Here is a 21,390-nt window from a genome sequence, read left to right on the forward strand (position 1 = left end):
TGAATCAAATATAAAAGAGAGCGCATAAATGCAAGCAGGATGTTTGTAAAAATTAGTTAAGTATGTCGTAAAACACATTATAGTTGAAAGGTGAAAGTGAAAATGCAAATAGCAACTTTCAACTCTTCTTGTAGCTGACGATGGCCAGTATGTTAAAGAACACTACGAACAGGTAGATGATCCCCCTATTGCCTACCGACATCAACCCATATACAAGCCAGGCGATACAGGTACCTGTCGTGAGCAGGATAAAACCAATAATCCAATAATGTTCCAATATGTCTGACACACGCATCAAAAGCAATATAAAAAAACAGGAGCGCAACAGCTACACTCCTGTTTTAATATCTTTTAGAGATAAACCAAATCTTACTTATCTATTGTACGGGCGGGAACACCTTCGAAAGTCATTTTAACAGGATTTATAAATCCGTTCTCATCGAAAGTCATCCGGTCGATACAAGTCACACGGTGGTCGCGAGTATTGTCGTTCAGCGGGCGGCGATGGTAGACGATATAATAATCTTCAGTATTCGGAACATGCAATACGGAATGATGCCCGGCTCCTCGCGCGATTGTCGAATCCTGCTGGAGAATCGTGGCGATACGATTGAAAGGTCCGAAAGGCGAATCGGCAATCGCATAAGCGACACAATAATCGGGACCTGTCCAGCCCCCTTCGCTCCACATAAAATAGTACTTACCGTTCTTCTTGAACATGAACGGACCTTCCACATATTTATCCGGTGTCACTTCCTTGTAGACCGTCCCGTCTTCAAAAGGAACCAACCCGGTGAAATCGTCGTTCAGGCGAACGACATTACAATGTCCCCAACCGCCGTAATACATATAGTAGCGGCCATCATCGTCACGGAAAACGAACTGGTCGATCGGCTGTGCCCCGTTTACGATCTCGTTGATAAGCGGTTTGCCTAACAGGTCCTTATACGGACCTTCCGGGCGGTCGCTGACGGCAACCCCGATTCCTCCTACTTCACCTTCATGCACGTCGTTGGCCCCGAAGAAAAAATAATATTTGCCATCCTTATGGATGATAGACGGCGCCCACATGGCTTTCTTCGCCCATTTCACGGCGGAGGTATCGAGCACAGACGAATGTTTCGTCCAGTTCACCAAATCCTTGGATGAAAAACAGTCGAAATAAGTCTGCTTCTCATACGCATCGCTCCAGGTCGGGAAAACCCAATAGGTATCACCATAAATGATCCCTTCCGGATCGGCATACCAGCCCTCGAATATCGGATTACCACTGGTCACGACATCAGCAACAGCCTTCTGTTGCTGTTTCGGCTGTCCGCACGAAACTAATGCGGCAGCACACAATAGCACATATAAACTTTTTTTCATTTATGAGTTAGATTTTTTCTGTTCCATATTCTTAGCCAACCCCCCTTCGGATGTTTCCTTATAGAGACTCGGCAGGTCGTTTCCGGTCTGACGCATCACTTCCACCACCTGGTCGAAACTTACACGGTGCTTGCCATCGGAGAAATTGGAGAAGGTGTTCGCATCCAGCGCACGGGCTGCCGCAAAGGCATTGCGTTCGATACAAGGAATCTGTACCAACCCGCAAACCGGGTCGCAAGTCAGTCCCAAGTGATGCTCCAGCCCCATCTCGGCCGCATACTCGATCTGTGCAGGCGTCCCCCCGAACAACTGACTGGCCGCAGCAGCAGCCATCGCACAAGCCACACCGACCTCTCCCTGGCATCCTACCTCGGCCCCGGAAACGGATGCATTCGTACGGACCACATTACCGAACAACCCGGCTGTCGCCAACGCACGCAAGATACGGGAGTCACGGAAGTCGCGGGACTCTTTCAGATGGTAAAGCACAGCCGGCATGACACCGCACGAACCGCAGGTCGGGGCCGTCACGATCTTGCCTCCGCAAGCGTTCTCCTCGGAAACGGCCAGAGCATACGCATAGACCATCCCACGGCTTTTGATACTGCTGCCGTAACCTTTGGCACGGATCATATAGTCGGATGCCTTACGCCGGATTCCCAGACCGCCGGGCAAGATGCCTTCGGCTTCGAGGCCATTACGGACTGCTTGTTGCATCACTTCCCATACTTCGGCCAGATAGTCCCATATCTGCGGACCTTCGCACTGTTCGACATATTCCCAGTAGGAATGGCCGGTTTTTTCACACCAGGCCTGTATATCCTTGATAGTATGCATTTCGTAAACCTGGCCCTGCGTCAACTCGTTGTAGGTTTCGTTTGCCAACGTCCCTCCCCCGATACTGTAAATCGTCCAGTTATCCAGTTCCTCTCCGCTTTCGTCAAACGACTGGAAGAGGATGCCGTTCGGATGAAAAGGCAGGAACACCTTCGGTTCCCAAGTGATATTGGTCTTGGCCACCGGGCTCAACACTTCGAGAATTGCCGCATCCGTCATGTGGCCTTTGCCTGTAGCCGCCAGGCTCCCATAGAGCGTAACATTAAAACGTACGGCTCCCCGATTGCGTTCCAGGAACATCCGGGCAGCACGCATCGGCCCCATTGTGTGGCTACTGGACGGCCCGTGACCGATCCTGTATATTTGCTTGATCGATTCCATTGTTTTGAGATTTATGAGTTATCATTTGTAATTTACGATTTATAGTTTATGCATTGATGATAAATTATAAATCTTTTCACACTTTCAAAAATATATTCCGCTTATAAAGCAGCCACAAAATTACATAAATAATCAATGCGTTCGACGCTGCAATCAAAGCCGGATAATAATTTCCTGTATATTGTTCGAGGCCATGAAAAAGAGAAGTTCCTATACATCTGAAACTAATCACGTTAGCCAGCATATAGGCCACGATCGAATTCATGCCGTAGACTTTCAACCAAGTCAGGTTCTTCCGGTGTCCCTTATAATCGATCCAATAATAGAACAAGCCCATCAACAGGAAACAATAGCCACTGCTGACCAACACCATCGAGCTCGTCCATATCTTCTTGATCACCGGCAACTGCAAGCCCCACAGCCAGCCCAGCGCAACCATTATCACACCGATTCCTAACAGCCATTGCCATTTGTGCTTCCGGTCCATTCCGCTCTTCAAGATATGCCCGGCAAAAACTCCGGTCAGCACCGTCACGCCAAAGTTCAGGCTGCTTAATATCCAGGTATAACGATAAGATCCGGCAAATACGATCTGTCCGTTCTCCACAACAGCAGCATCGCGGAATCGTCCCAGGACCGTACGGTCCACCCATTCCGCCAGGTTACCGTCCGGCGTGTAGTTGCCACCTCCATAACCATCGACCGTAATAAATTGCATGGCTCCCCAATAGGCTAACAACAAGGCGACCGCCGTCCCGATCTGCACGGACAGACGCACATGCAGGAACAGCATTGCCGAAATCAGATAGCCCATCGCAATTGCCTGCAATGTGTTCGAATAAAGATAAATCCGATCCGGGTCCAATCCTAAAAGATTTCCCTGGCACATCATACCGAAGATCCAGAGCAAGGCCACCCGCTTGACGATACGACGGTAGACCGCCCATTTATCCGGCATCACTTTATATCGGGAAAGGGCGAACGGCATCGACACGCCCGCCATAAACATGAAGAGCGGCATCACCAAGTCCCACGAAGAGAACCCCTCCCACTGCACATGCGAGAAGCACCACAAAAAATCGTTATACCAAGGCGCATCTATCGCACGTCCGAGAGGATGCAGAACCCCTTCCAGCGCCACCAGACAAAACAAATCGAAGCCACGTAACACGTCGAGCGACTCCAGGCGTTGATAAGATGGTTTCATGATGATTTATGATTTATGATTTATGATTTGTATAAAAAAAGATTTCAGATTTATGTTTAATGTTATGTTTTCTGGTCATAAATCATAAATCTGAAATCACAAATTTCTTCACACTTTCAGGAAAATTCGTTGACGGTACAGGAAGTACAGGAATCCCCAGCAAACGGCAATGTAGCCGATCGAACTGGCTAAAGGCTGCGCGGCTTCCGGCATCCATCCGACAAGTCCGCCAAACAGGCCTTGGGATGTATAAGAGAAATCGATGAATTTTTGCGCCAAATAGATCGTAATCGAATTAACCCCGATCACCTGGAAGAAGAAAGTCCATTTCCGCCATCCCAACACATCGACAATGTAATAAAACAGGGCGAACATCCAAACCGAATAGGCTCCGACAACGCAGACAAACGAACTGCTCCACAGCTTTTTGTTGATCGGGAACACCAAACTCCACAACACCCCCACCAATAGTAACAGCACACCGGCCAACACCAAGCCTGCCACCTTCCGCTTGTCCGTCAATCCCTCTTTACGCAACTTGATAAACTCGCCCGTAAACATTCCCAACATAGCCGTTACAATCCCCGGCAACGTGGACAACAATCCTTCCGGGTCAAAAAATCCTTGATGCAAACGCCCCGGCAACAACAAACGGTCCACATAGCCGACCCAGTTGCCTTCCAGCGTGAATGGTCCGGCCTCCGCACCCGGCACAGGGATAAAAGCTATCCAAACCCAATAGCCGACCAAGATCGTCCCGGCTATCCACGCCCTGACTGAAGTCCGGAAATGCACGAACAGCAAGGCGGCAAACATCCATCCCAACCCAATACGCGCCAAGACGCTGGCGCAACGAAGGTTCGCAAAGTCAAACTGTAGCAATCCGTTATAGACACATCCCAGCAACACCAGCGTAATTCCTCTGCGGACAATCCTTTTATAGATATCCGACTCGCTCTTCCCCTGTTCGCGCTGCTTTTCCAACGAGAACGGAAACGAGATGCCGGCAATGAACAGAAACAGCGGGAAAATCGTGTCGTGGTGTGTCAACCCGTCCCACTCCACATGATCCATCTGTCCACCTATCGCCTGAAAAAAAGAATTCGGAAACAACGTTGCCAACGCAACGAAAAGAGAAGCCCCTCCCATAATAAAGAACATATCAAACCCCCTCAGGGCATCCAGCGACAGCAGTCGCCGGGACTGTTTTTGTTTTTCCATATATACAATATCTTTTTAAGTTTACCTTGTCGATCAAGTTTGCAAAGATAGGTCTTTTTTCAACACAAGCAATTTATACAAGAAACCTCGTTTCTTCAGATACCCTAAAAATTTTCATTCTTTCCCCAACAGTGAAAATAAATTTTCCATCACATGAAAATTTATTTCCCCACTATGGAAAATTTATTTTCATGCGATGGAAACTTCTCTTTCATGCAATGGTATCAGAACAACGTTCCCAACCGAAATTTTCTTCATATCGGTCGAAGAGGGGTTCCTCTTCGATATTGTATTGACGGAGCAAATCGCGTACGTATAACTGGTCTTCGGGAGTAAAACAACGCTCCTTGCGTTTCAAACGGTAAAAATGAGTCGTCCCGAAATATTCTCTCATCTCCCGCCGTATTTCTTTAGCCTGGCGATAAGGGATATTGTCCAACAGGTGCTCCATGCCATAGGCATTTTTCAACGGGCTGTCGTCCATAAACCCGGAACAATCGCCATCGGGGACAACACGTTCCGGGTTGATCGCTCTCACCGCCCAACGTTCTTTCGGGATATGCCGCGACACCTGATGACGCAGACAGGTGGAAGCATGCAGGCATTTCCCGTTAAAACAGAGTGCAAAGTCGTTCGGGACCAAAGAATAATCTAATTTGTCTAACATGGTATTAATGTATTGATATTCGACAAAGGTACTCACAGATCCGGCGGAAAGCAAACATTTACACTCAAAAAATGATCACAACAACAATGACTATAGGCGAGATGAGGGAGTTCACCGTGCCAACGGCTGCCATTTCATATAAGTTCCGGTCCTCCACAACCACTCCATCGGTCCATAACGGAACTTCTTCAGCCAATAATGGCTGAACAGAATCTGCATACCCGTATAAGCAAGACAAACCAATACGCTCAAGAAAACACCCAGATGACTCCAATCCAACCCGAAACCGGAAAAAATAAAGACACCGATCACGGACTGCACAATATAATTCGTCAAGCCCATACGCCCGTAGCTGACTAACGGCGCCATCGCCCGCTGCACCTTCTGCAAACGGTATCCCTCCATCACCACAATTACCCATAGATAAGCAGTCAACAGGTTAATCAGATTAGTCGTCGTCGAACTCATCCACGAATAAAAAGAGACCTCTCCCCAAGCCACAGACGGAAGATAAGAACGCGCCACATAGAGCAGTCCCAACCCTGCGAGGGCAAGCAAGGCCCAACGGTTCAGCCGGCCACGAAACTCGTCCATACGTTCGAACAGACGGATGCGTCCTACGATGAACCCTAAGATGAAAAGTCCCAAGGTCAAGTAAATACGCCCGCTCGACACCTGGAAGCGCATTTTTCCGACGATCCCGTCCCAAGCGTTACTCTCGATCGTTTCAGACAGGGTCTGGACTTTCCGGGGACCTGCCGGACGGGAAGCAGGCCTTTCGGCCATACGTTCTTCCACCTGCTCGACCGCCGGAGCCGTCAGGCTTTTGTAAGCCACCGGGACAAGCGTCGCACCACCCAAGAAGAGATACAGCGTAATCCCCGCCAACAGCTTGGTCGGCCATTTATACATCAACACCAAAACAAACCCCAGTATCGCATATATCAGCAAAATATCCACCCGGACAATCAAGCCGTGCAAATAACCGATCGCCAACAAAAGAACCAGCCTCCACAAAAAACGCGGACGGAAGTCAAGTCCTTTCTTCGCCGCCCGATCCATCTGGATAAAGAAACTTAAACCGAACAGGCAAGAGAAGATAATGAAGAATTTCCCGAAAACCAGATAATTGATAAGCCAACTGAAAATCTCGTTCATCGTTCCCTCCCACGGGAACACAGCCTGAGACGTCATCGTCCCCATAGCTCCAAAATGTTGCATAGAATGAATCAGGCAAATGCCGATAAGAGAAAAGCCACGCAAGGCATCGATCACTGTAATACGCTCTCCGGGAGCAAGCACTGTTTTTGTTGTTTCCATATTTTCAAATTTCAGATTTGATTTTTATTCGTTTTCTTCCGGGAACAAAATTACAGGGCATCACTCGAACAGAAGGAATACAAATTACGGTTTTGTGGATATTTTTTACAGTAGAACGGCTCTTGGTTCGGAATGAATCACATAGTGACCTGTTTTAGGATTCAAGAGAAACAAGATTGTAAATTAATTCGTATGTTTGCAGCCGTAACCTAAAAAAATAAAGACAATGACAGTAATCATTTTAATAGCAGTGATCGTGATCCTGGCAATCTGGATCGTTTCTTTGTATAATTCGTTAGTGAAATTGCGCAACAACCGCGAGAACGCATTTGCCGACATCGACGTACAGCTCAAACAACGCCATGACCTTATCCCACAGTTGGTCGAAACGGTCAAAGGCTATGCCTCACACGAGAAAGAGACCCTGGAACGCGTCATTAACGCCCGTAACGGAGCGATCAGCGCCAAAACGATCGACGACAAGATCATGGCCGAAAACGCCCTGACTTCCGCTCTTGCCGGACTGAAGATTACGCTCGAAGCCTATCCCGATCTGAAAGCCAACCAGAACTTTTTGCAGTTGCAGGAAGAAATTTCCGACCTGGAAAACAAACTGGCCGCCGTACGCCGTTATTTCAATTCGGCCACGAAAGAGTTGAACAACGCAGTCGAGACATTCCCGTCCAACCTGATCGCCGGTATGTTCGGTTTCAAGAAGGAAGTGATGTTCGACCTGGGCGAACAACGCGCAACACTCGAAGAAGCACCTAAAATCAAGTTCTAAGGATGCAATACGTCGGTATACAAACCCAACAGAGCAGGAACAATTTCCGTTCCTTGCTCCTGCTTTGCTTGTTTCCCTGCCTGGTAATGGGATTGCTTTTTGCGTTCTGCTACCTGCTCCACCTGCTGGCGATGAACGACGACGGCCTGACGGGGGCCGAACTGCTTGAATATTCCACCGGGATGTTCATCCATTTGGCGCCATACGTGTTGGGTGGCGTACTCATATGGTTCATCATCGCCTATTTTGCCAATACAAGCATCATCAACTCGGCAACCGGTTCCGAACCTTTGTCGAGAATGGAAAACAAAAGGGTATACAACTTAGTGGAAAACCTGTGCATGAGCCAGGGAATGAAAATGCCCAAGATCAATATCATCAACGACGATTCGCTGAACGCTTTTGCAAGCGGCATCAACGAAAGGACTTACACCGTCAGCCTCTCGCGGGGGATCATCGACAAGTTGGACGACCAAGAACTGGAAGCGGTCATTGCACACGAGCTGTCGCATATCCGCAACAAAGACGTGCGCCTGATGATCGTATCGATTGTCTTTGTCGGCATCTTTGCCATGCTCGCACAGATGGCCATGCGTTCCGTCTACTACTCGTCGATGAGCCGCAGGAGAGACGAGAAAAACAACACTGCGATCATCATCGTCTTAGTCATGGTTGTTGCAGCCATCGGTTATTTCTTCTCCATGCTGATGCGTTTCGCCATCTCGCGCAAACGGGAATACCTGGCCGACGCCGGAGCTGCCGAGATGACCAAGAATCCGCTCGCCCTCGCCAGCGCACTGCGGAAAATATCGGCCGATCCCGACATCGAAGCCGTCAAACGAGAAGACGTAGCCCAGCTTTTCATCCAGCATCCGGGCCAACAGGCCAAAAGCGCACTGAACGGTTTAAGCGGACTTTTCGCCACTCATCCACCCATTGAAAAGCGGATACAAGTACTCGAACAATTCTAAATTTAATCAAGATTTAATATCCCTAATCATTCCAATCCCGGCATTAATTTAATATCTTTGATGCCGGATAAAAATAAGTGTTGGAAATGATACAAAAAGAATTGACCGGCGATCTTAAGCTGAAATGGGATCGCATACAACAGGCGATGCGGAAGATAAATGCCGACGGATGCCTGCTTACCGTGGATGTAAATCTGTATTACACAACCGGACGTATCTATAGCGGCTATTTCTATCTTCCTGCGGAAGGTGCTCCGTGGTTCTTCGTGAAACGGCCGAACGGACTGGCAGGCGATCATGTCGAATACATTCGCAAACCGGAACAGATGGCCGAGCTCTTCGCGTTCTACGGACTGGAAATGCCGGAAAAGCTTCTGCTCGAAGCCGACGAACTGACATACAACGACTATATACGTCTGCAAAAGATCTTCAATCCGAAAGAGACCGGAAACGCAACCGCAATGATGCGTGAACTGCGCCGGATAAAGACACCGTACGAGATCGAAATGTTCCGCATCTCGGCCGAACGCCACGCCAAGACATATGCCGAAATTCCCGAATGTTTCCGCCCCGGAATGACTGATCTCGAATTCCAGTATGAAATAGAAAAACGGATGCGCAAGAACGGTTCCATCGGACTGTTCCGCACCTTCGGAGCCAATATGGATATCTTTATGGGAAGTATCCTGGCGGGAGAAAACGCCGAAGTCCCCTCGCCTTTCGACTTTGCCTTAGGTGGTAGTGGTATCGACGCTTCCTGCCCGTTAGGTGCAAACGGAACGCCTCTGAAAGAAGGGACAGCCATCATGGTAGACATGGCAGGAAATTATACGGCTTATATGACGGATATGACACGTGTGTTCTCCGTCGGCCACCTGACCGGGCTTGCTTACCGGGCACATCAGACAGCCCTCCTTATCGAAAGCGAGATCGAGAATATCGCCCGACCGGGCACACCTTGTGCCGAACTCTACGAGATAGCCGCCAAAATCACCGAAAGCCAGAGACTTGGCGCATATTTCATGGGGACCAAGCAACAAGCCAAATTCGTAGGGCACGGCATCGGCATCCAAATAAACGAGCTGCCGGTACTTACGCCCCGCTCGAAAGACATGCTGGAACCGAACATGGTATTTGCACTCGAACCGAAATATGTGATACCGGGTATCGGCGCCGTCGGCATCGAAAATAGTTTCCTGGTTACGGAAACCGGACTGGAGAAGATCACGCACTTCACAGAAGATATCATACAATTAGACAAATAAATCATAAATCATAAATCATAAATCATAAATCATAAATCATAAATCATAAATCATAAATCATAATGAAAAAAACAATCTCACTTCTCCTGTTACTGTCTGTCATCTTCATGCCGGTAAAGGCACAAGATGTAGAAAACGTAAAGCCGGTGAAGAATGTCATTCTTCTAATCCCGGACGGGACATCACTGGCTACAGTCTCTATGGCGCGTTGGCTGCAATGGTATACCAACCCCGACAAACCGAAATTGAACATCGACCCGTATCTCTGCGGAACAGTCCGTACGCATTCTTCAAATGCCCCGATCGGCGACTCTGCTCCTACAACTTCCTGCTACATGACAGGACAACCCAGCCGTACAGGCTACGTTTCCACTTATCCTGAGAACGACGGTGACAACGATATCTACCCGACCGATCCGGCACGCGCTTTCCAACCACTGACAACCGTCCTGGAAGCTGCCAAAATAAAACAGGGCAAATCAACGGGACTGGTTTTCACCTGCGAATTCCCGCATGCAACACCGGCCGACTGCTCCGCCCACAGCTACAACCGTGGCAAATATGAATGGATCGCTCCGCAGATGGCTCACAACGACCTGAACGTCGTGATCGGTGGTGGCGCCAGCCTGCTTCCCGAAGAGAGCGAAGCCTACCTGAAAGGTAATGGATACGGTATTTTCAAGAATGACATCGACGGTATGCGTAATTACAAAGGCAACAATATGTGGGCTTTGTTCGGAGATCGGGAAATGGCTTACGACATCGACCGAGATCCGAGCCAACAGCCATCCTTGGAAGAGATGACACGCAAGGCAATCGAAAAGTTATCCCAAAACCCGAACGGTTTCTTCCTAATGGTGGAAGGCAGCAAGGTCGACTGGGCTGCCCACGCGAACGATCCGGTCGGCATGGCCACGGATATGTTGGCTTTCGACCGTGCTTGCGGTGCTGCCCTCGAATTTGCCCGTCAGAATGGCGAGACTGCCGTAGTGATCGTTCCCGATCATGGCAACAGCGGTATCAGTATCGGCCGTGCCGACTGTAAAGGTTACGATAAACTGAGCAAGGACCAGTTGTTTCATCAGCTTTCTTTGTATAAATTGACAGCCGAAGGCTTTGCCAAGAAAGTGAACAGTGTACCGAATTCCGAAGTGCAAAACGTCTTCCGGGAATATGCCGGCTTCGAACTGACACCTGAAGAACTGGATGCCTTGAACCATTGCAAGAATTACAAAAACAGCCCGATCCCGGAAAATGAACGCTCGATCGAAGGCAAAGGCTCTTTATACAGCAGTTCGCTGACGACTTTCATGTCCAAGCTGCTTACCTCCAGAACCTGTTTCGGTTTCACAACCGGCGGCCACACAGGCGAAGAGGTGTTCCTTGCAGCTTACCATCCCGACCGTACAAGCTTACCTCTCGGTATGCACACGAATATCGAACTGAATCATTATCTCTGTGCCCTGTTCGGCATGACACACGACACGCTGGAAGAACTGACAGCCGGAAACTTCGCTCCTCACACGGAAGTATTCAAAGATTTCAAATGTGAAATCGTTCCGGCTAAAGACGAGAAAGGTTCTCCTTCACTGGTCGTAAAAAACAAAAGGAAGCAGATCAACATCACGCCGTTCAGCAACATCGTGACGATCGGAAAGAAAGGCCAGGAAGAAATCCGCCTGAATTCGGTAATCGTATACGTTGACAAAAACAATACATTCTACTTGCCGACCAAACTGGCAGAATATCTGCAATAAAAATAGAGAAGAGGGTGGTGTGCACACCACCCCTCTCTCGTGAAATTTATCTTCCCCATAAACCTGTCTTCCTCCTCCAAACGCCCTATTTACATAATATACGGCAATAAGTTATAGTTATTTGTTTTTTTTCAATCATTCTTTTCTTAAAATATCTATACTGTATAAATATGGAAGATTTATATAGACATTCAGACAAATAAAACCGCTCTTTTTAAGGTACATTTGCGTCATTTTTAATGAATAAAACGAATATGACAAGAGCAAATGCAAAATGGATACGGCTGATGGCAGTTATCGGCTGTACGACTATGTGGATGGCATCCTGCAAACATGCACCGGATGCACAGATGAAAGCATCTTACGCGACGATGAAAGTTTCTACGGCAAACAAAGAGCTGACAACCCCTTATTCGGCCACGATCCGCGGTCGCCAGGATATAGACATTTATCCGCAAGTATCGGGAACGATCGAAAGGCTTTGTGTAACCGAAGGAGAGGTCGTACGGAAAGGACAATTACTTTTTGTTATAGACCAAGTTCCTTACAAAGCTGCTTTAAAGACAGCCCAGGCAAATGTGGAAGTGGCAAAAGCAGCTTTAGCTACAGCCGAACTGAACTACAACAGTACTAAAGAATTATTTGCGAAAAAAGTCGTTTCCGCTTTCAACCTGAAAACAAGCGAAAACAGCTATCTGACGGCCAAAGCACAACTGGCGCAGGCGGAAGCACAAGAAGTAAACGCCCGCAACAACCTGTCTTATACGGAAGTCAAAAGTCCGTCCGACGGAGTTGTCGGTATGTTGCCTTACCGTGCCGGAGCATTGGTCAGCGCCAGTATTCCCCAACCGTTGACAACTGTTTCCGACAATTCGAACATGTATGTTTACTTCTCCATGACCGAAAATCAATTACTGGCTATGAGCCGCCAGTACAAAAGCATGGACGAAGCGTTGAAAAACATGCCGGAAGTGTCGTTGAAACTGAATGACCAGTCTATTTACGAACAAAAAGGAAAGATCGAATCGATTAGCGGAGTGATCGATCGGAAGACCGGGACAGTCGGCGTGCGTGCCGTATTCCCTAACGAATCCCGCCTGCTTCATAGCGGAGCCTCCGGCAATGTGCTCATACCGCAAACTTACAAAGACTGTATCGTAATTCCTCAAGGTGCAACAGTCCGTTTGCAGGACAAGACGCTTGTCTATAAAGTGGTGGATGGGAAAGCTGTTTCCACATTGATTACTGTAGCTGAAATCAACGACGGTCGCGAATATATCGTACTTGACGGATTGAAGGTTGGCGAAGAAATCGTATCCGAAGGAGCCGGGTTAGTACGCGAAGGAACGCAAGTTAAATAAAGGATCGAAGTATGAAAGGGAATATATTTATCAAACGGCCTGTTATGGCCATCTCCATCTCCATTCTTATTTTGGCGATCGGACTAATTTCGCTCTTTACCTTGCCGGTCGAGCAATATCCTGACATTGCGCCGCCTACGGTCCACGTATCGGCAACCTATACCGGAGCGGATGCCAATGCGGTGATGAACAGTGTTATCATGCCACTGGAAGAAAGCATCAATGGTGTGGAAAACATGATGTACATGACTTCAACAGCAACCAATGCCGGTTCGGCAACGATCGAGGTATATTTCAAACAAGGAACAAACCCCGATATGGCAGCCGTCAACGTACAGAATCGTGTAACGAAGGCACAGGGTTTATTGCCTGCTGAAGTAACCCGTATCGGTGTCAGCACTCAAAAACGACAGACCAGCTTCCTGCAGATCGACGCACTTGTCAGCACTGACGGACGATTTGACAAGACCTTTCTCGGAAACTACCTCGACATCAACGTCATCCCACGTATCAAACGTATCGAAGGCGTAGGTGACGTAATGGAGTTGGGTGATACCTATAGTATGCGTATCTGGCTGAACCCCGAACGAATGGCCCAATACGGCTTGGTTCCATCGGATGTGACTGCTGTATTAGGAGAACAGAATATCGAGGCTCCGACCGGTTCGCTGGGTGAAAACTCGAAAAACGTTTTCCAATATACGATGAAATATCGTGGACGCTTGAAGAGCGTAGAAGAATTCCAGAATATCGTCGTCCGTGCTCAGGAAGACGGTTCTGTCTTACGCCTGAAAGATGTCGCTAAGGTTGAGTTGGGAACATTGAGTTACGGTTTCGACAGCCAAATGGACGGTAAACCAGCCGTGACATTCATGATTTACCAGGTAGCCGGTTCCAATGCTACGGAAGTCAACGAACGTATTGCCGCCGAATTGGAAAAGATGAAAGAAGAATTGCCTACAGGTATGGAATTCATCACGATGATGAGCTCCAACGACTTCTTATTTGCTTCTATTTATAATGTAGTCGAAACACTGATTGTGGCGATCATCCTCGTAATCCTCGTGGTGTATTTCTTCCTGCAAGACTTCAAGAGTACCTTGATCCCGTCTATTTCAATCATCGTTTCGTTGATCGGTACATTCGCCTGTCTGACCGCAGCCGGATTCACGATCAACATTCTGACCCTGTTTGCCCTGGTGCTTGCCATCGGTACGGTAGTGGATGACGCGATCGTAGTGGTAGAAGCCGTACAGGCGAAATTCGATGCGGGTTACACCTCGTCCTATCAAGCGACGAAAGATGCGATGGGTGACGTGACGATGGCCGTTATCTCTTGTACCTGTGTGTTCATGGCCGTGTTCATACCGGTAACTTTCATGGGCGGTACTTCTGGTATTTTCTACACACAATTCGGTGTGACGATGGCAACCTCCGTAGGTCTTTCCATGATCTGTGCATTGACGCTCTGCCCCGCCTTGTGTGCTATGATGATGCGCCCGAGCGATGGAAACAAGAGTGCCAAAAGTTTCAACGGACGTGTACGTGCAGCCTACAATGCCTCTTTCAATGCCGTGTTGGGCAAATACAAAAAAGGCGTCATGTTCTTTATTCACCACCGCTGGATGGTATGGGCCGGAACGATCGCATCCATTATTCTGCTGGGATGGCTTATCAGCAATACCAAAACAGGTCTTGTCCCGCAAGAAGACCAAGGGACCATCATGGCAAACGTGGCCATTGCTCCGGGTAGCACATTGGAAGAAACGGGCAAGGTGCTGGACAAAGTAGAGAATATCCTGAAGAACACGCCCGAAGTAGAACACTACGCCCGCGTAGCTGGCTACGGCTTCCTGGCTGGTCAAGGTACTTCCTACGGTATGGCAATCATCCGTTTGAAAAACTGGGATGAAAGAAAAGGGGCCGAACATGTTTCCGACGCAGTAGTAGCCCGCCTAAACGCACAATTCGCCCAAATCAAAGAAGCGCAGATATTCTGCTTCCAGCCGGGTATGATTCCGGGCTACGGTCTGGGTAACTCTATCGAGTTGAACTTGCAGGACCGTACAGGTGGAGATATGAGCACTTTCTACGGCAACGCCATGCAGTATATCGGAGCTTTAAACCAGCGCCCAGAAGTTGCAATGGCTTATACTTCTTATGCAATGAACTTCCCGCAGATATCGGTCGATGTGGATGCAGCCAAATGTAAACGGGCAGGCATTTCACCTTCGACGGTTCTCGACGTATTGGGTAGCTATTGTGGTGGTGCATACGTTTCCAACTACAACCAATTCGGGAAAGTATACCGTGTGATGTCACAAGCCTCACCTGAATATCGTCTTGACGAACAAGCCCTGAACAACATGTTCGTCCGCAACGGGACGGAAATGGCTCCGCTCAGCCAGTTCGTAACCCTAAAACGGGTACTCGGACCTGAAGTATCCAATCGTTTCAACCTCTTTAGCTGTATCACGGTCAATGTAAACCCGGCACCGGGATATTCCACGGGTGAAGTACAACAGGCCATCGAGGAAGTGGCTGCCCAAATGCTGCCGACAGGATACGGGTACGAGTATGGCGGTATGGCACGTGAAGAGGCCAATACGGGAGGCTCGCAGACACTCTTTATCTATGCGGTCTGTATCTTGCTTATCTACTTGATTCTGGCTTGTCTGTACGAAAGTTTTCTTGTGCCCTGGGCCGTTATCCTGTCTGTTCCGTTCGGTTTGATGGGTTCATTCCTGTTTGCCAAACTGTTTGGATTGGAAAATAACATCTACTTGCAGACCGGTGTAATCATGTTGATTGGACTTTTGGCCAAGACGGCAATTTTGATTACTGAGTTCGCCATCGAACGCCGTCGTAAAGGGATGGGGATCGTCGAATCGGCTTATTCGGCCGCACAAGCCCGTTTACGTCCGATTTTGATGACCGTACTTACGATGATCTTCGGTATGCTTCCGCTTATGTTCGCATCCGGAGCCGGAGCCAACGGTAACAGTTCATTAGGAACAGGTGTTGTCGGCGGTATGGCAGTCGGGACATTGGCATTACTGTTCGTCGTGCCGGTATTCTACATCATTTTCGAATACATGCAAGAAAAAATCCGTCCGCCGATGGAAGTTGAAACCGATATGCAAGTTGCGTTGGAAAAGCAAAAGAGCCAAACCGAACGTGACGGTTTAAACAATGAAAATAAATAAGGTATGAAGAAAATAATCGTATTAACAACCGCAACCGCCCTGTTGAGCAGTTGCGGCATATACACCAAATATCAACCGGCCGAGACGACTCCGGACAACCTGTACGGAGAAGAGGTGGCTGTCGATGATACGACCAACTTCGGTAATGTGAACTGGCGGGAACTTTTTACGGACCCGCAGTTACAGGCTCTTATCGAACAAGGGTTACAAAACAACACCGATCTCCGGTCCGCCCAATTGCAGATCGAGGAAGCGGAAGCGGCGTTAATGTCGGCAAAACTTGCTTTCCTTCCTTCGTTCGCACTTTCCCCGCAAGGAACGATCAGCAGTTTCGACGGTGGGAAAGCGACAAAGACATACACGCTGCCAGTCACAGCCAGTTGGGAACTGGACATCTTCGGACGTCTGCGCAATGCCAAGCAACAGGCCAAAGCACTGTATGCCCAAAGCAAGGACTACCAGCAGGCTGTGCGTACCCAGTTGATCGCCGGGATCGCCAACGTATACTATACATTGTTGATGTTAGATGAACAGTTAGCCATTTCGCAACAGACAGAAGAAGCCTGGAAAGAGACGGTGGCTTCTACCCGTGCATTGATGGATGCCGGATTAGCCAACGAGGCGGCCACTTCCCAAATGGAAGCGGCTTACTACAGCGTACAGACTTCCATTCTTGACTTGAAAGAGCAGATCAACCAAGTCGAAAATAGTCTCGCCCTATTGCTCGCTGAGACACCGCGCCGCTACGAACGTGGAAAGCTGGCCGACCAGCAGCTCCCGGAAGACGTAGCAGTCGGCGTACCGATGCAAATGTTATCGAACCGTCCCGATGTACGTGCTGCCGAACGTTCGCTGGAACAAGCATTTTACGCGACCAACCAGGCTCGTGCCGCTTTCTATCCTTCCATCGTACTGAGTGGAAGTGCCGGATGGACCAACTCGGCAGGGAGTATGATCGTCAATCCAGGCAAATTCCTGGCTTCGGCAGTCGGCTCACTCACACAACCGTTGTTCAATAAAGGACAGATCATGGCCCAATACCGCATCGCCAAAGCACAGCAGGAAGAAGCAAGCCTGTCTTTCCAGCAAGCCTTGCTGAATGCCGGCAGCGAAGTCAACGACGCTTTAGTCGCCTGCCAGACAAGCAAGGCCAAGACCCTTTTGTTCGAAAAGCAAATCCAATCCTTGGAAAAAGCATTGGAAAGCACCTCGTTGCTGATGGAACATGGTACGACGACCTATCTGGAAGTGCTGACCGCCCGCCAGTCCTTGTTGAGTGCACAGCTGTCACAAACAGCTAACCGGTTCACCGAGATACAAAGCGTGATCAACCTTTATCAAGCTTTAGGCGGCGGTAGAGAATAAGAAAACATTTTTTATCCATAAAAGCCAAAAACCTTCTAAACCGGACCTTTTACCTATTCCATAGGACCTGTTTCAGAAAAAGTATCCAAACTTCAACGAAACAGGTCCTTTTTTATCAAATGAAAAATAAGCGGAGCCATGACATTGTCTATTCATTTTTTTATACTTTTGTGGGCATAAGACAGAATATACACAACAATGAAAAGTAAAAGTTATTGTTCAATTATTAGCTAATACACCGTATTTTCACGTGAACAAAACATCAATAATTTACTAATAACCAACCATTTAATTACACAATTAAAATCTTTCAGCTAATTAAATAATCCAAACACGTACATATAAAATATCTTTTTGACGTACTTTTGTGTACTATTTTTTTTACAAATGTTTTACAGCGCACGATTATGGCTACATTCAAATTTTTGGTACTCCCGCATCAACGGAAAGAAGATGGTACATATAACGTAAAAATCCGTATTACACAGAAAGGCAAGTCCAAATACATCAAGACCAGCCACAATGTATCAGCTTCAGATATTATAAAAAAGAAAGACAACGGAAAAGAAAAAATCAAGATCAAGAATCAAGCCGTAATCGACCTAATGGAAGAGATGATATTAGGATTTAAGAAAAAATTGACATCCGCAAGTGTTGAAGCAGAACACTGGGATGTTGATCGAATTGTGGAGTACTTGACTACAGAGGAAAAGAATTTCAGTCTGAATTTCATTTCCTATGGACGAAAAATAGCGGATGATCTTGAGCAAGATGGAAGGTTGGGTACGGCAAAGAACTATCGGATAGCCATAAATGCGCTTGTCAGGTTTATCGGAAAAGAAGAACTCGACATAAACCTAATTACAGCATCTTTTATGAGGGCGTTTGAGAAGTTCCTGAAAAACGAACCTTCTTTTAAGGGCTGCCGAGATGGTGGTTCAAAACCTACTGATAAGCCTAAAGGGAAACGAGTCATATCCCTTTACACATCACAAATCAAAACATTACACAACCTCGCTAAAAATGAATATAACGACGAGGACAGAGGAATCATACGCATCCCATTTTCCCCGTTCTCAAAATACAAAATCGCACCAGTTCCCAAAAGTGAGCATCGAACATTATCTATAGACCAAGTGCAGCAAATAATAGATCTTCCGTATAAACAAAATGCTCGCAATGGAGGTCGGCCTGTTTTCAATTTAGCGAAAGACCTATTTATCTTATCATTTGCGATGATGGGCATGAATAGTGCTGATTTCTATAATGCTCCTACCGCCGAAAACGAAATTATTACCTATCAAAGGACTAAGACACGCACAAGGCGTGAAGATAAGGCAGAAATGAAGGTCAGGATTGAACCGGAAATAAAAAGCCTGTTTGAGAAATACTCCGACCCATCTGGAGAGAAAGTCTTTATTTTTCATAAGTGGTATAGAAGTTCAGAGAATTTCAATAAATCAATAAATAAAGGATTAGATGAGATAGGAAAAATAATAGAGGTTCCAGATCTGAATTATTATTATGCCCGCCATACGATGGCAACGTTAGCAGCAAATAAGGCTGGAATTGATATTGCCAGAGTTGATGAAATGCTAAACCACTCCGATTCAACTTTAAAGCTGGCTCGTGTGTATATCGAACGGGACTACAGTGTACTTTGGGAAGCCAACAGGAAGTTGTTATCCTTGTTTAAATGGGATGGCCTAAAATAAATCAGATCGATCAATTAGGCTTATCCGAAAAAGCTAAACGTATCTTTGCTTGGAAATTTTTTGCAGGAGAGTCTTTTGCTGATTGGCCGGGAGCAGAAAACAGGAAAGAACTATATGAGGTTTACCAAAAAGTTTTTAATGCTATCCTCGATCAAAAGAAAGGAATGTTACTGTTTTAAATGGCATTGATTATCAACATATAAGACAATAAAACTTTAAGATTCAAATATAAAATCTGGATCTTAAAGTTTTTTATTGATACAAAATTGCAAAAAAATTTCATTTCACAACTTAAGCCATTCTTCATAACTTATAACTTTATAGTTATCCGATATTTGTTTTTCATAATCATTATCTTTTATCGTTTTATATTGATTCGTAAAAACATCAACTTTTTTTCTTTGCTTGATAAACATTTGATACAAGTTAGCAAATCCTTCCTTATTTAATACGTTTGTATATTGAGCATGGTTCATAAATCCTACAGTCAATCCATCATCGCCATAAGATATTGTTTTATATTTAAATAACCTAGCGTCTATAAATATGGGGTAAGGTAGTTTTATCTGTTTATACACCTTTCCTGCATTAGCTATATCAAGACAATACTCAAACTCTGGAGAGATATAATAGTTTATGCCTATAGAATTTATATCAAAGTCTACTTTATCTAATATTGAAATCTCAAAAGTTTTTCCCCAAGGACTTACAAATCTAGCTATTAAAGACTTATCTATTTGCAATATAAAATAAACTGAATTATAAGAAGTTCCTTGATGAAAAGATATTATATTCTTAGGTTCCTCTAGTTTATTATATCGTATTCCAAACTCAAAACAATAAGACCAATTTGATAGCGGTCGTATCACTTCCCACGCTAAGTGTAATAACAATTCGCTTAATTGGATAAGAGCATTGTCCAAAACCTTAACATTAAACACTTGCATATTTTTTAGATCAAAATTCCACTTTTCAATTTTAGAATCATAATGTGCACCACCGAATCGATCAGATATTAACCTAATTAATGATTTTGAAGACAGTTCCTTACCTTTAACTTGAAGTATTGGAAGATCGAGCCATTCTTCAATGGATATTGATTTTGTATGCCATCTCGTAGGACGGAGTTGGGGATAGTTTATACCATATTTTAAAACTAATCCTTCAATTGGGAATTTTTGTTCTGATAAAGAATTTATATAAACAATAGGAGCTAATCTAAAATAATCCATCACTTCAAAAAATAATGCTTTACGTTTCTCTTTATCTGTATCCAAGAATATCCCCCTTAATTGACCTGAGATAGTAATTATATGATAATCTCTACCTTCGGATATTAGTTTCAGACAATCTTTCACGATAAATAAACCATGCAATAGTTCTAAATAACGAGTAGCTGATGTTTTTTTCATACCTTTATATTTATAGCTCAAAGATATATAAATTATACATAATCATTTTACATATTAGAAAAAAGTCACATGTGATTCTTTATTAAAGACGCTGTTATTCTGATTTCTACATAACCATCTACCAAATTTTATAATAAAAACCAATACCAATATAGGAAGACAAACCAAGTTGACCGACACCATACCCACCAATTACTCCGAGTCCCCATCTACGATCGGGTATCTTTTTCGTAACATAAACCGTCTTAGGGAACACATCTATACTATCCAAGGCAGCGTTATATCCACTTATCCAAGCATGATAATTCTCCGTCAAGTATTCCTTCTGGTTGATTGGGACAGGTACAACGATCGGCTCTCTCACAGTATCCCCATCGAGAGTGATGTAGATAGGAAACATCTCCGGCACTGTCTGAATTACTGTTTCGTAGACAGGATAAGGGATACTATCTCGAATAGTGTCATACAGGATCAACGTGTCGTTTTTTCCAACAAGTACACCTCCTGCCCTATTCGTGTGCCGACCAGCCAGGAAGCAAAGAAGGCAGAGAGC

Annotated in this window: 18 protein-coding genes; 9 read left to right on the forward strand and 9 right to left on the reverse strand. The window is 46.2% G+C overall.

Annotated elements, in window-relative coordinates; translation table 11 throughout:
- Window positions 1–118 precede the first annotated feature (118 nt).
- From KTG12_RS14485 to KTG12_RS14515, 7 genes are all read right to left on the reverse strand, one after another.
- Window positions 119–295 carry a hypothetical protein gene (locus KTG12_RS14485; protein ID WP_227225797.1) on the reverse strand — a complete coding sequence of 59 codons (177 nt, stop codon included), beginning with the start codon at window positions 293–295 and terminating at the stop codon, window positions 119–121.
- A 74-nt stretch (window positions 296–369) separates the two neighbouring features.
- A complete protein-coding gene (locus KTG12_RS14490; RefSeq protein ID WP_005648840.1) occupies window positions 370–1,368 on the reverse strand; it encodes a glycoside hydrolase family 43 protein in 999 nt (332 codons plus the stop codon).
- A complete protein-coding gene (locus KTG12_RS14495; RefSeq protein WP_005638314.1) occupies window positions 1,369–2,586 on the reverse strand; it encodes an L-serine ammonia-lyase in 1,218 nt (405 codons plus the stop codon).
- A 76-nt stretch (window positions 2,587–2,662) separates the two neighbouring features.
- Window positions 2,663–3,793, reverse strand: a complete 1,131-nt coding sequence (locus KTG12_RS14500; RefSeq protein WP_138272473.1) for an acyltransferase family protein — start codon at window positions 3,791–3,793, stop codon at window positions 2,663–2,665.
- Window positions 3,794–3,901: 108 nt separating this feature from the next.
- Window positions 3,902–5,014, reverse strand: a complete 1,113-nt coding sequence (locus KTG12_RS14505; protein ID WP_005638316.1) for an acyltransferase family protein — start codon at window positions 5,012–5,014, stop codon at window positions 3,902–3,904.
- Window positions 5,015–5,225: 211 nt separating this feature from the next.
- Window positions 5,226–5,681, reverse strand: a complete 456-nt coding sequence (locus tag KTG12_RS14510; RefSeq protein WP_005638317.1) for a DUF6078 family protein — start codon at window positions 5,679–5,681, stop codon at window positions 5,226–5,228.
- A 111-nt stretch (window positions 5,682–5,792) separates the two neighbouring features.
- Window positions 5,793–7,001, reverse strand: a complete 1,209-nt coding sequence (locus KTG12_RS14515) for a DUF418 domain-containing protein (RefSeq protein WP_155143821.1) — start codon at window positions 6,999–7,001, stop codon at window positions 5,793–5,795.
- Between the two features lie 226 nt (window positions 7,002–7,227).
- On the opposite strand from KTG12_RS14515, the gene KTG12_RS14520 reads away from it, so the two are divergent.
- The 9 genes from KTG12_RS14520 to KTG12_RS14560 all read left to right on the forward strand — a co-directional run bounded on the left by KTG12_RS14520 (window position 7,228) and on the right by KTG12_RS14560 (window position 19,604).
- Window positions 7,228–7,785 carry a LemA family protein gene (locus KTG12_RS14520; RefSeq protein ID WP_005642763.1) on the forward strand — a complete coding sequence of 186 codons (558 nt, stop codon included), beginning with the start codon at window positions 7,228–7,230 and terminating at the stop codon, window positions 7,783–7,785.
- Between the two features lie 182 nt (window positions 7,786–7,967).
- The gene (locus KTG12_RS14525; protein ID WP_371745002.1) at window positions 7,968–8,756 is read left to right on the forward strand and encodes a M48 family metallopeptidase; all 789 of its coding nucleotides are present in this window, start codon (window positions 7,968–7,970) and stop codon (window positions 8,754–8,756) included.
- Between the two features lie 86 nt (window positions 8,757–8,842).
- Window positions 8,843–10,021, forward strand: coding sequence for a Xaa-Pro peptidase family protein (locus KTG12_RS14530; protein ID WP_155143824.1), 1,179 nt, complete (start codon window positions 8,843–8,845; stop codon window positions 10,019–10,021).
- Window positions 10,022–10,083: 62 nt separating this feature from the next.
- Window positions 10,084–11,778: an alkaline phosphatase gene (locus KTG12_RS14535; RefSeq protein WP_022321594.1), complete on the forward strand. Its 1,695-nt coding sequence runs from the start codon at window positions 10,084–10,086 to the stop codon at window positions 11,776–11,778.
- A 254-nt stretch (window positions 11,779–12,032) separates the two neighbouring features.
- Window positions 12,033–13,139: an efflux RND transporter periplasmic adaptor subunit gene (locus KTG12_RS14540; RefSeq protein ID WP_039850068.1), complete on the forward strand. Its 1,107-nt coding sequence runs from the start codon at window positions 12,033–12,035 to the stop codon at window positions 13,137–13,139.
- Between the two features lie 11 nt (window positions 13,140–13,150).
- Complete coding sequence (locus tag KTG12_RS14545) at window positions 13,151–16,345, forward strand: efflux RND transporter permease subunit (RefSeq protein WP_022321592.1); 3,195 nt, start codon at window positions 13,151–13,153, stop codon at window positions 16,343–16,345.
- A 3-nt stretch (window positions 16,346–16,348) separates the two neighbouring features.
- Window positions 16,349–17,710: an efflux transporter outer membrane subunit gene (locus KTG12_RS14550; RefSeq protein ID WP_022321591.1), complete on the forward strand. Its 1,362-nt coding sequence runs from the start codon at window positions 16,349–16,351 to the stop codon at window positions 17,708–17,710.
- A 407-nt stretch (window positions 17,711–18,117) separates the two neighbouring features.
- A complete protein-coding gene (locus tag KTG12_RS14555; RefSeq protein ID WP_216945465.1) occupies window positions 18,118–19,425 on the forward strand; it encodes a site-specific integrase in 1,308 nt (435 codons plus the stop codon).
- Window positions 19,407–19,604, forward strand: coding sequence for a hypothetical protein (locus KTG12_RS14560; protein ID WP_005638340.1), 198 nt, complete (start codon window positions 19,407–19,409; stop codon window positions 19,602–19,604). Before KTG12_RS14555 ends, KTG12_RS14560 begins: the two co-directional genes overlap by 19 nt.
- Window positions 19,605–19,709: 105 nt before the next feature.
- Here the strand turns inward: KTG12_RS14560 and KTG12_RS14565 are convergent, their stop codons facing one another.
- Both KTG12_RS14565 and KTG12_RS14570 read right to left on the reverse strand, forming a co-directional pair.
- Window positions 19,710–20,837, reverse strand: a complete 1,128-nt coding sequence (locus KTG12_RS14565) for a hypothetical protein (RefSeq protein WP_005638343.1) — start codon at window positions 20,835–20,837, stop codon at window positions 19,710–19,712.
- Between the two features lie 118 nt (window positions 20,838–20,955).
- The coding region (locus KTG12_RS14570) for a DUF6808 domain-containing protein (protein ID WP_216945466.1) at window positions 20,956–21,390 on the reverse strand (435 nt) is incomplete at its 5' end.

The organism is Parabacteroides sp. MSK.9.14 (assembly GCF_019041495.1).
In the GTDB taxonomy this organism is placed as follows: domain Bacteria; phylum Bacteroidota; class Bacteroidia; order Bacteroidales; family Tannerellaceae; genus Parabacteroides; species Parabacteroides merdae.

Bases quoted from the DNA above. Each gene is read 5' to 3' on its own strand.
- KTG12_RS14485 (WP_227225797.1), bottom strand. From the start codon at position 295: ATGCGTGTGTCAGACATATTGGAACATTATTGGATTATTGGTTTTATC.
- KTG12_RS14490 (WP_005648840.1), bottom strand. From the start codon at position 1,368: ATGAAAAAAAGTTTATATGTGCTATTGTGTGCTGCCGCATTAGTTTCG.
- KTG12_RS14495 (WP_005638314.1), bottom strand. From the start codon at position 2,586: ATGGAATCGATCAAGCAAATATACAGGATCGGTCACGGGCCGTCCAGT.
- KTG12_RS14500 (WP_138272473.1), bottom strand. From the start codon at position 3,793: ATGAAACCATCTTATCAACGCCTGGAGTCGCTCGACGTGTTACGTGGC.
- KTG12_RS14505 (WP_005638316.1), bottom strand. From the start codon at position 5,014: ATGGAAAAACAAAAACAGTCCCGGCGACTGCTGTCGCTGGATGCCCTG.
- KTG12_RS14510 (WP_005638317.1), bottom strand. From the start codon at position 5,681: ATGTTAGACAAATTAGATTATTCTTTGGTCCCGAACGACTTTGCACTC.
- KTG12_RS14515 (WP_155143821.1), bottom strand. From the start codon at position 7,001: ATGGAAACAACAAAAACAGTGCTTGCTCCCGGAGAGCGTATTACAGTG.
- KTG12_RS14520 (WP_005642763.1), top strand. From the start codon at position 7,228: ATGACAGTAATCATTTTAATAGCAGTGATCGTGATCCTGGCAATCTGG.
- KTG12_RS14525 (WP_371745002.1), top strand. From the start codon at position 7,968: ATGTTCATCCATTTGGCGCCATACGTGTTGGGTGGCGTACTCATATGG.
- KTG12_RS14530 (WP_155143824.1), top strand. From the start codon at position 8,843: ATGATACAAAAAGAATTGACCGGCGATCTTAAGCTGAAATGGGATCGC.
- KTG12_RS14535 (WP_022321594.1), top strand. From the start codon at position 10,084: ATGAAAAAAACAATCTCACTTCTCCTGTTACTGTCTGTCATCTTCATG.
- KTG12_RS14540 (WP_039850068.1), top strand. From the start codon at position 12,033: ATGACAAGAGCAAATGCAAAATGGATACGGCTGATGGCAGTTATCGGC.
- KTG12_RS14545 (WP_022321592.1), top strand. From the start codon at position 13,151: ATGAAAGGGAATATATTTATCAAACGGCCTGTTATGGCCATCTCCATC.
- KTG12_RS14550 (WP_022321591.1), top strand. From the start codon at position 16,349: ATGAAGAAAATAATCGTATTAACAACCGCAACCGCCCTGTTGAGCAGT.
- KTG12_RS14555 (WP_216945465.1), top strand. From the start codon at position 18,118: ATGGCTACATTCAAATTTTTGGTACTCCCGCATCAACGGAAAGAAGAT.
- KTG12_RS14560 (WP_005638340.1), top strand. From the start codon at position 19,407: ATGGGATGGCCTAAAATAAATCAGATCGATCAATTAGGCTTATCCGAA.
- KTG12_RS14565 (WP_005638343.1), bottom strand. From the start codon at position 20,837: ATGAAAAAAACATCAGCTACTCGTTATTTAGAACTATTGCATGGTTTA.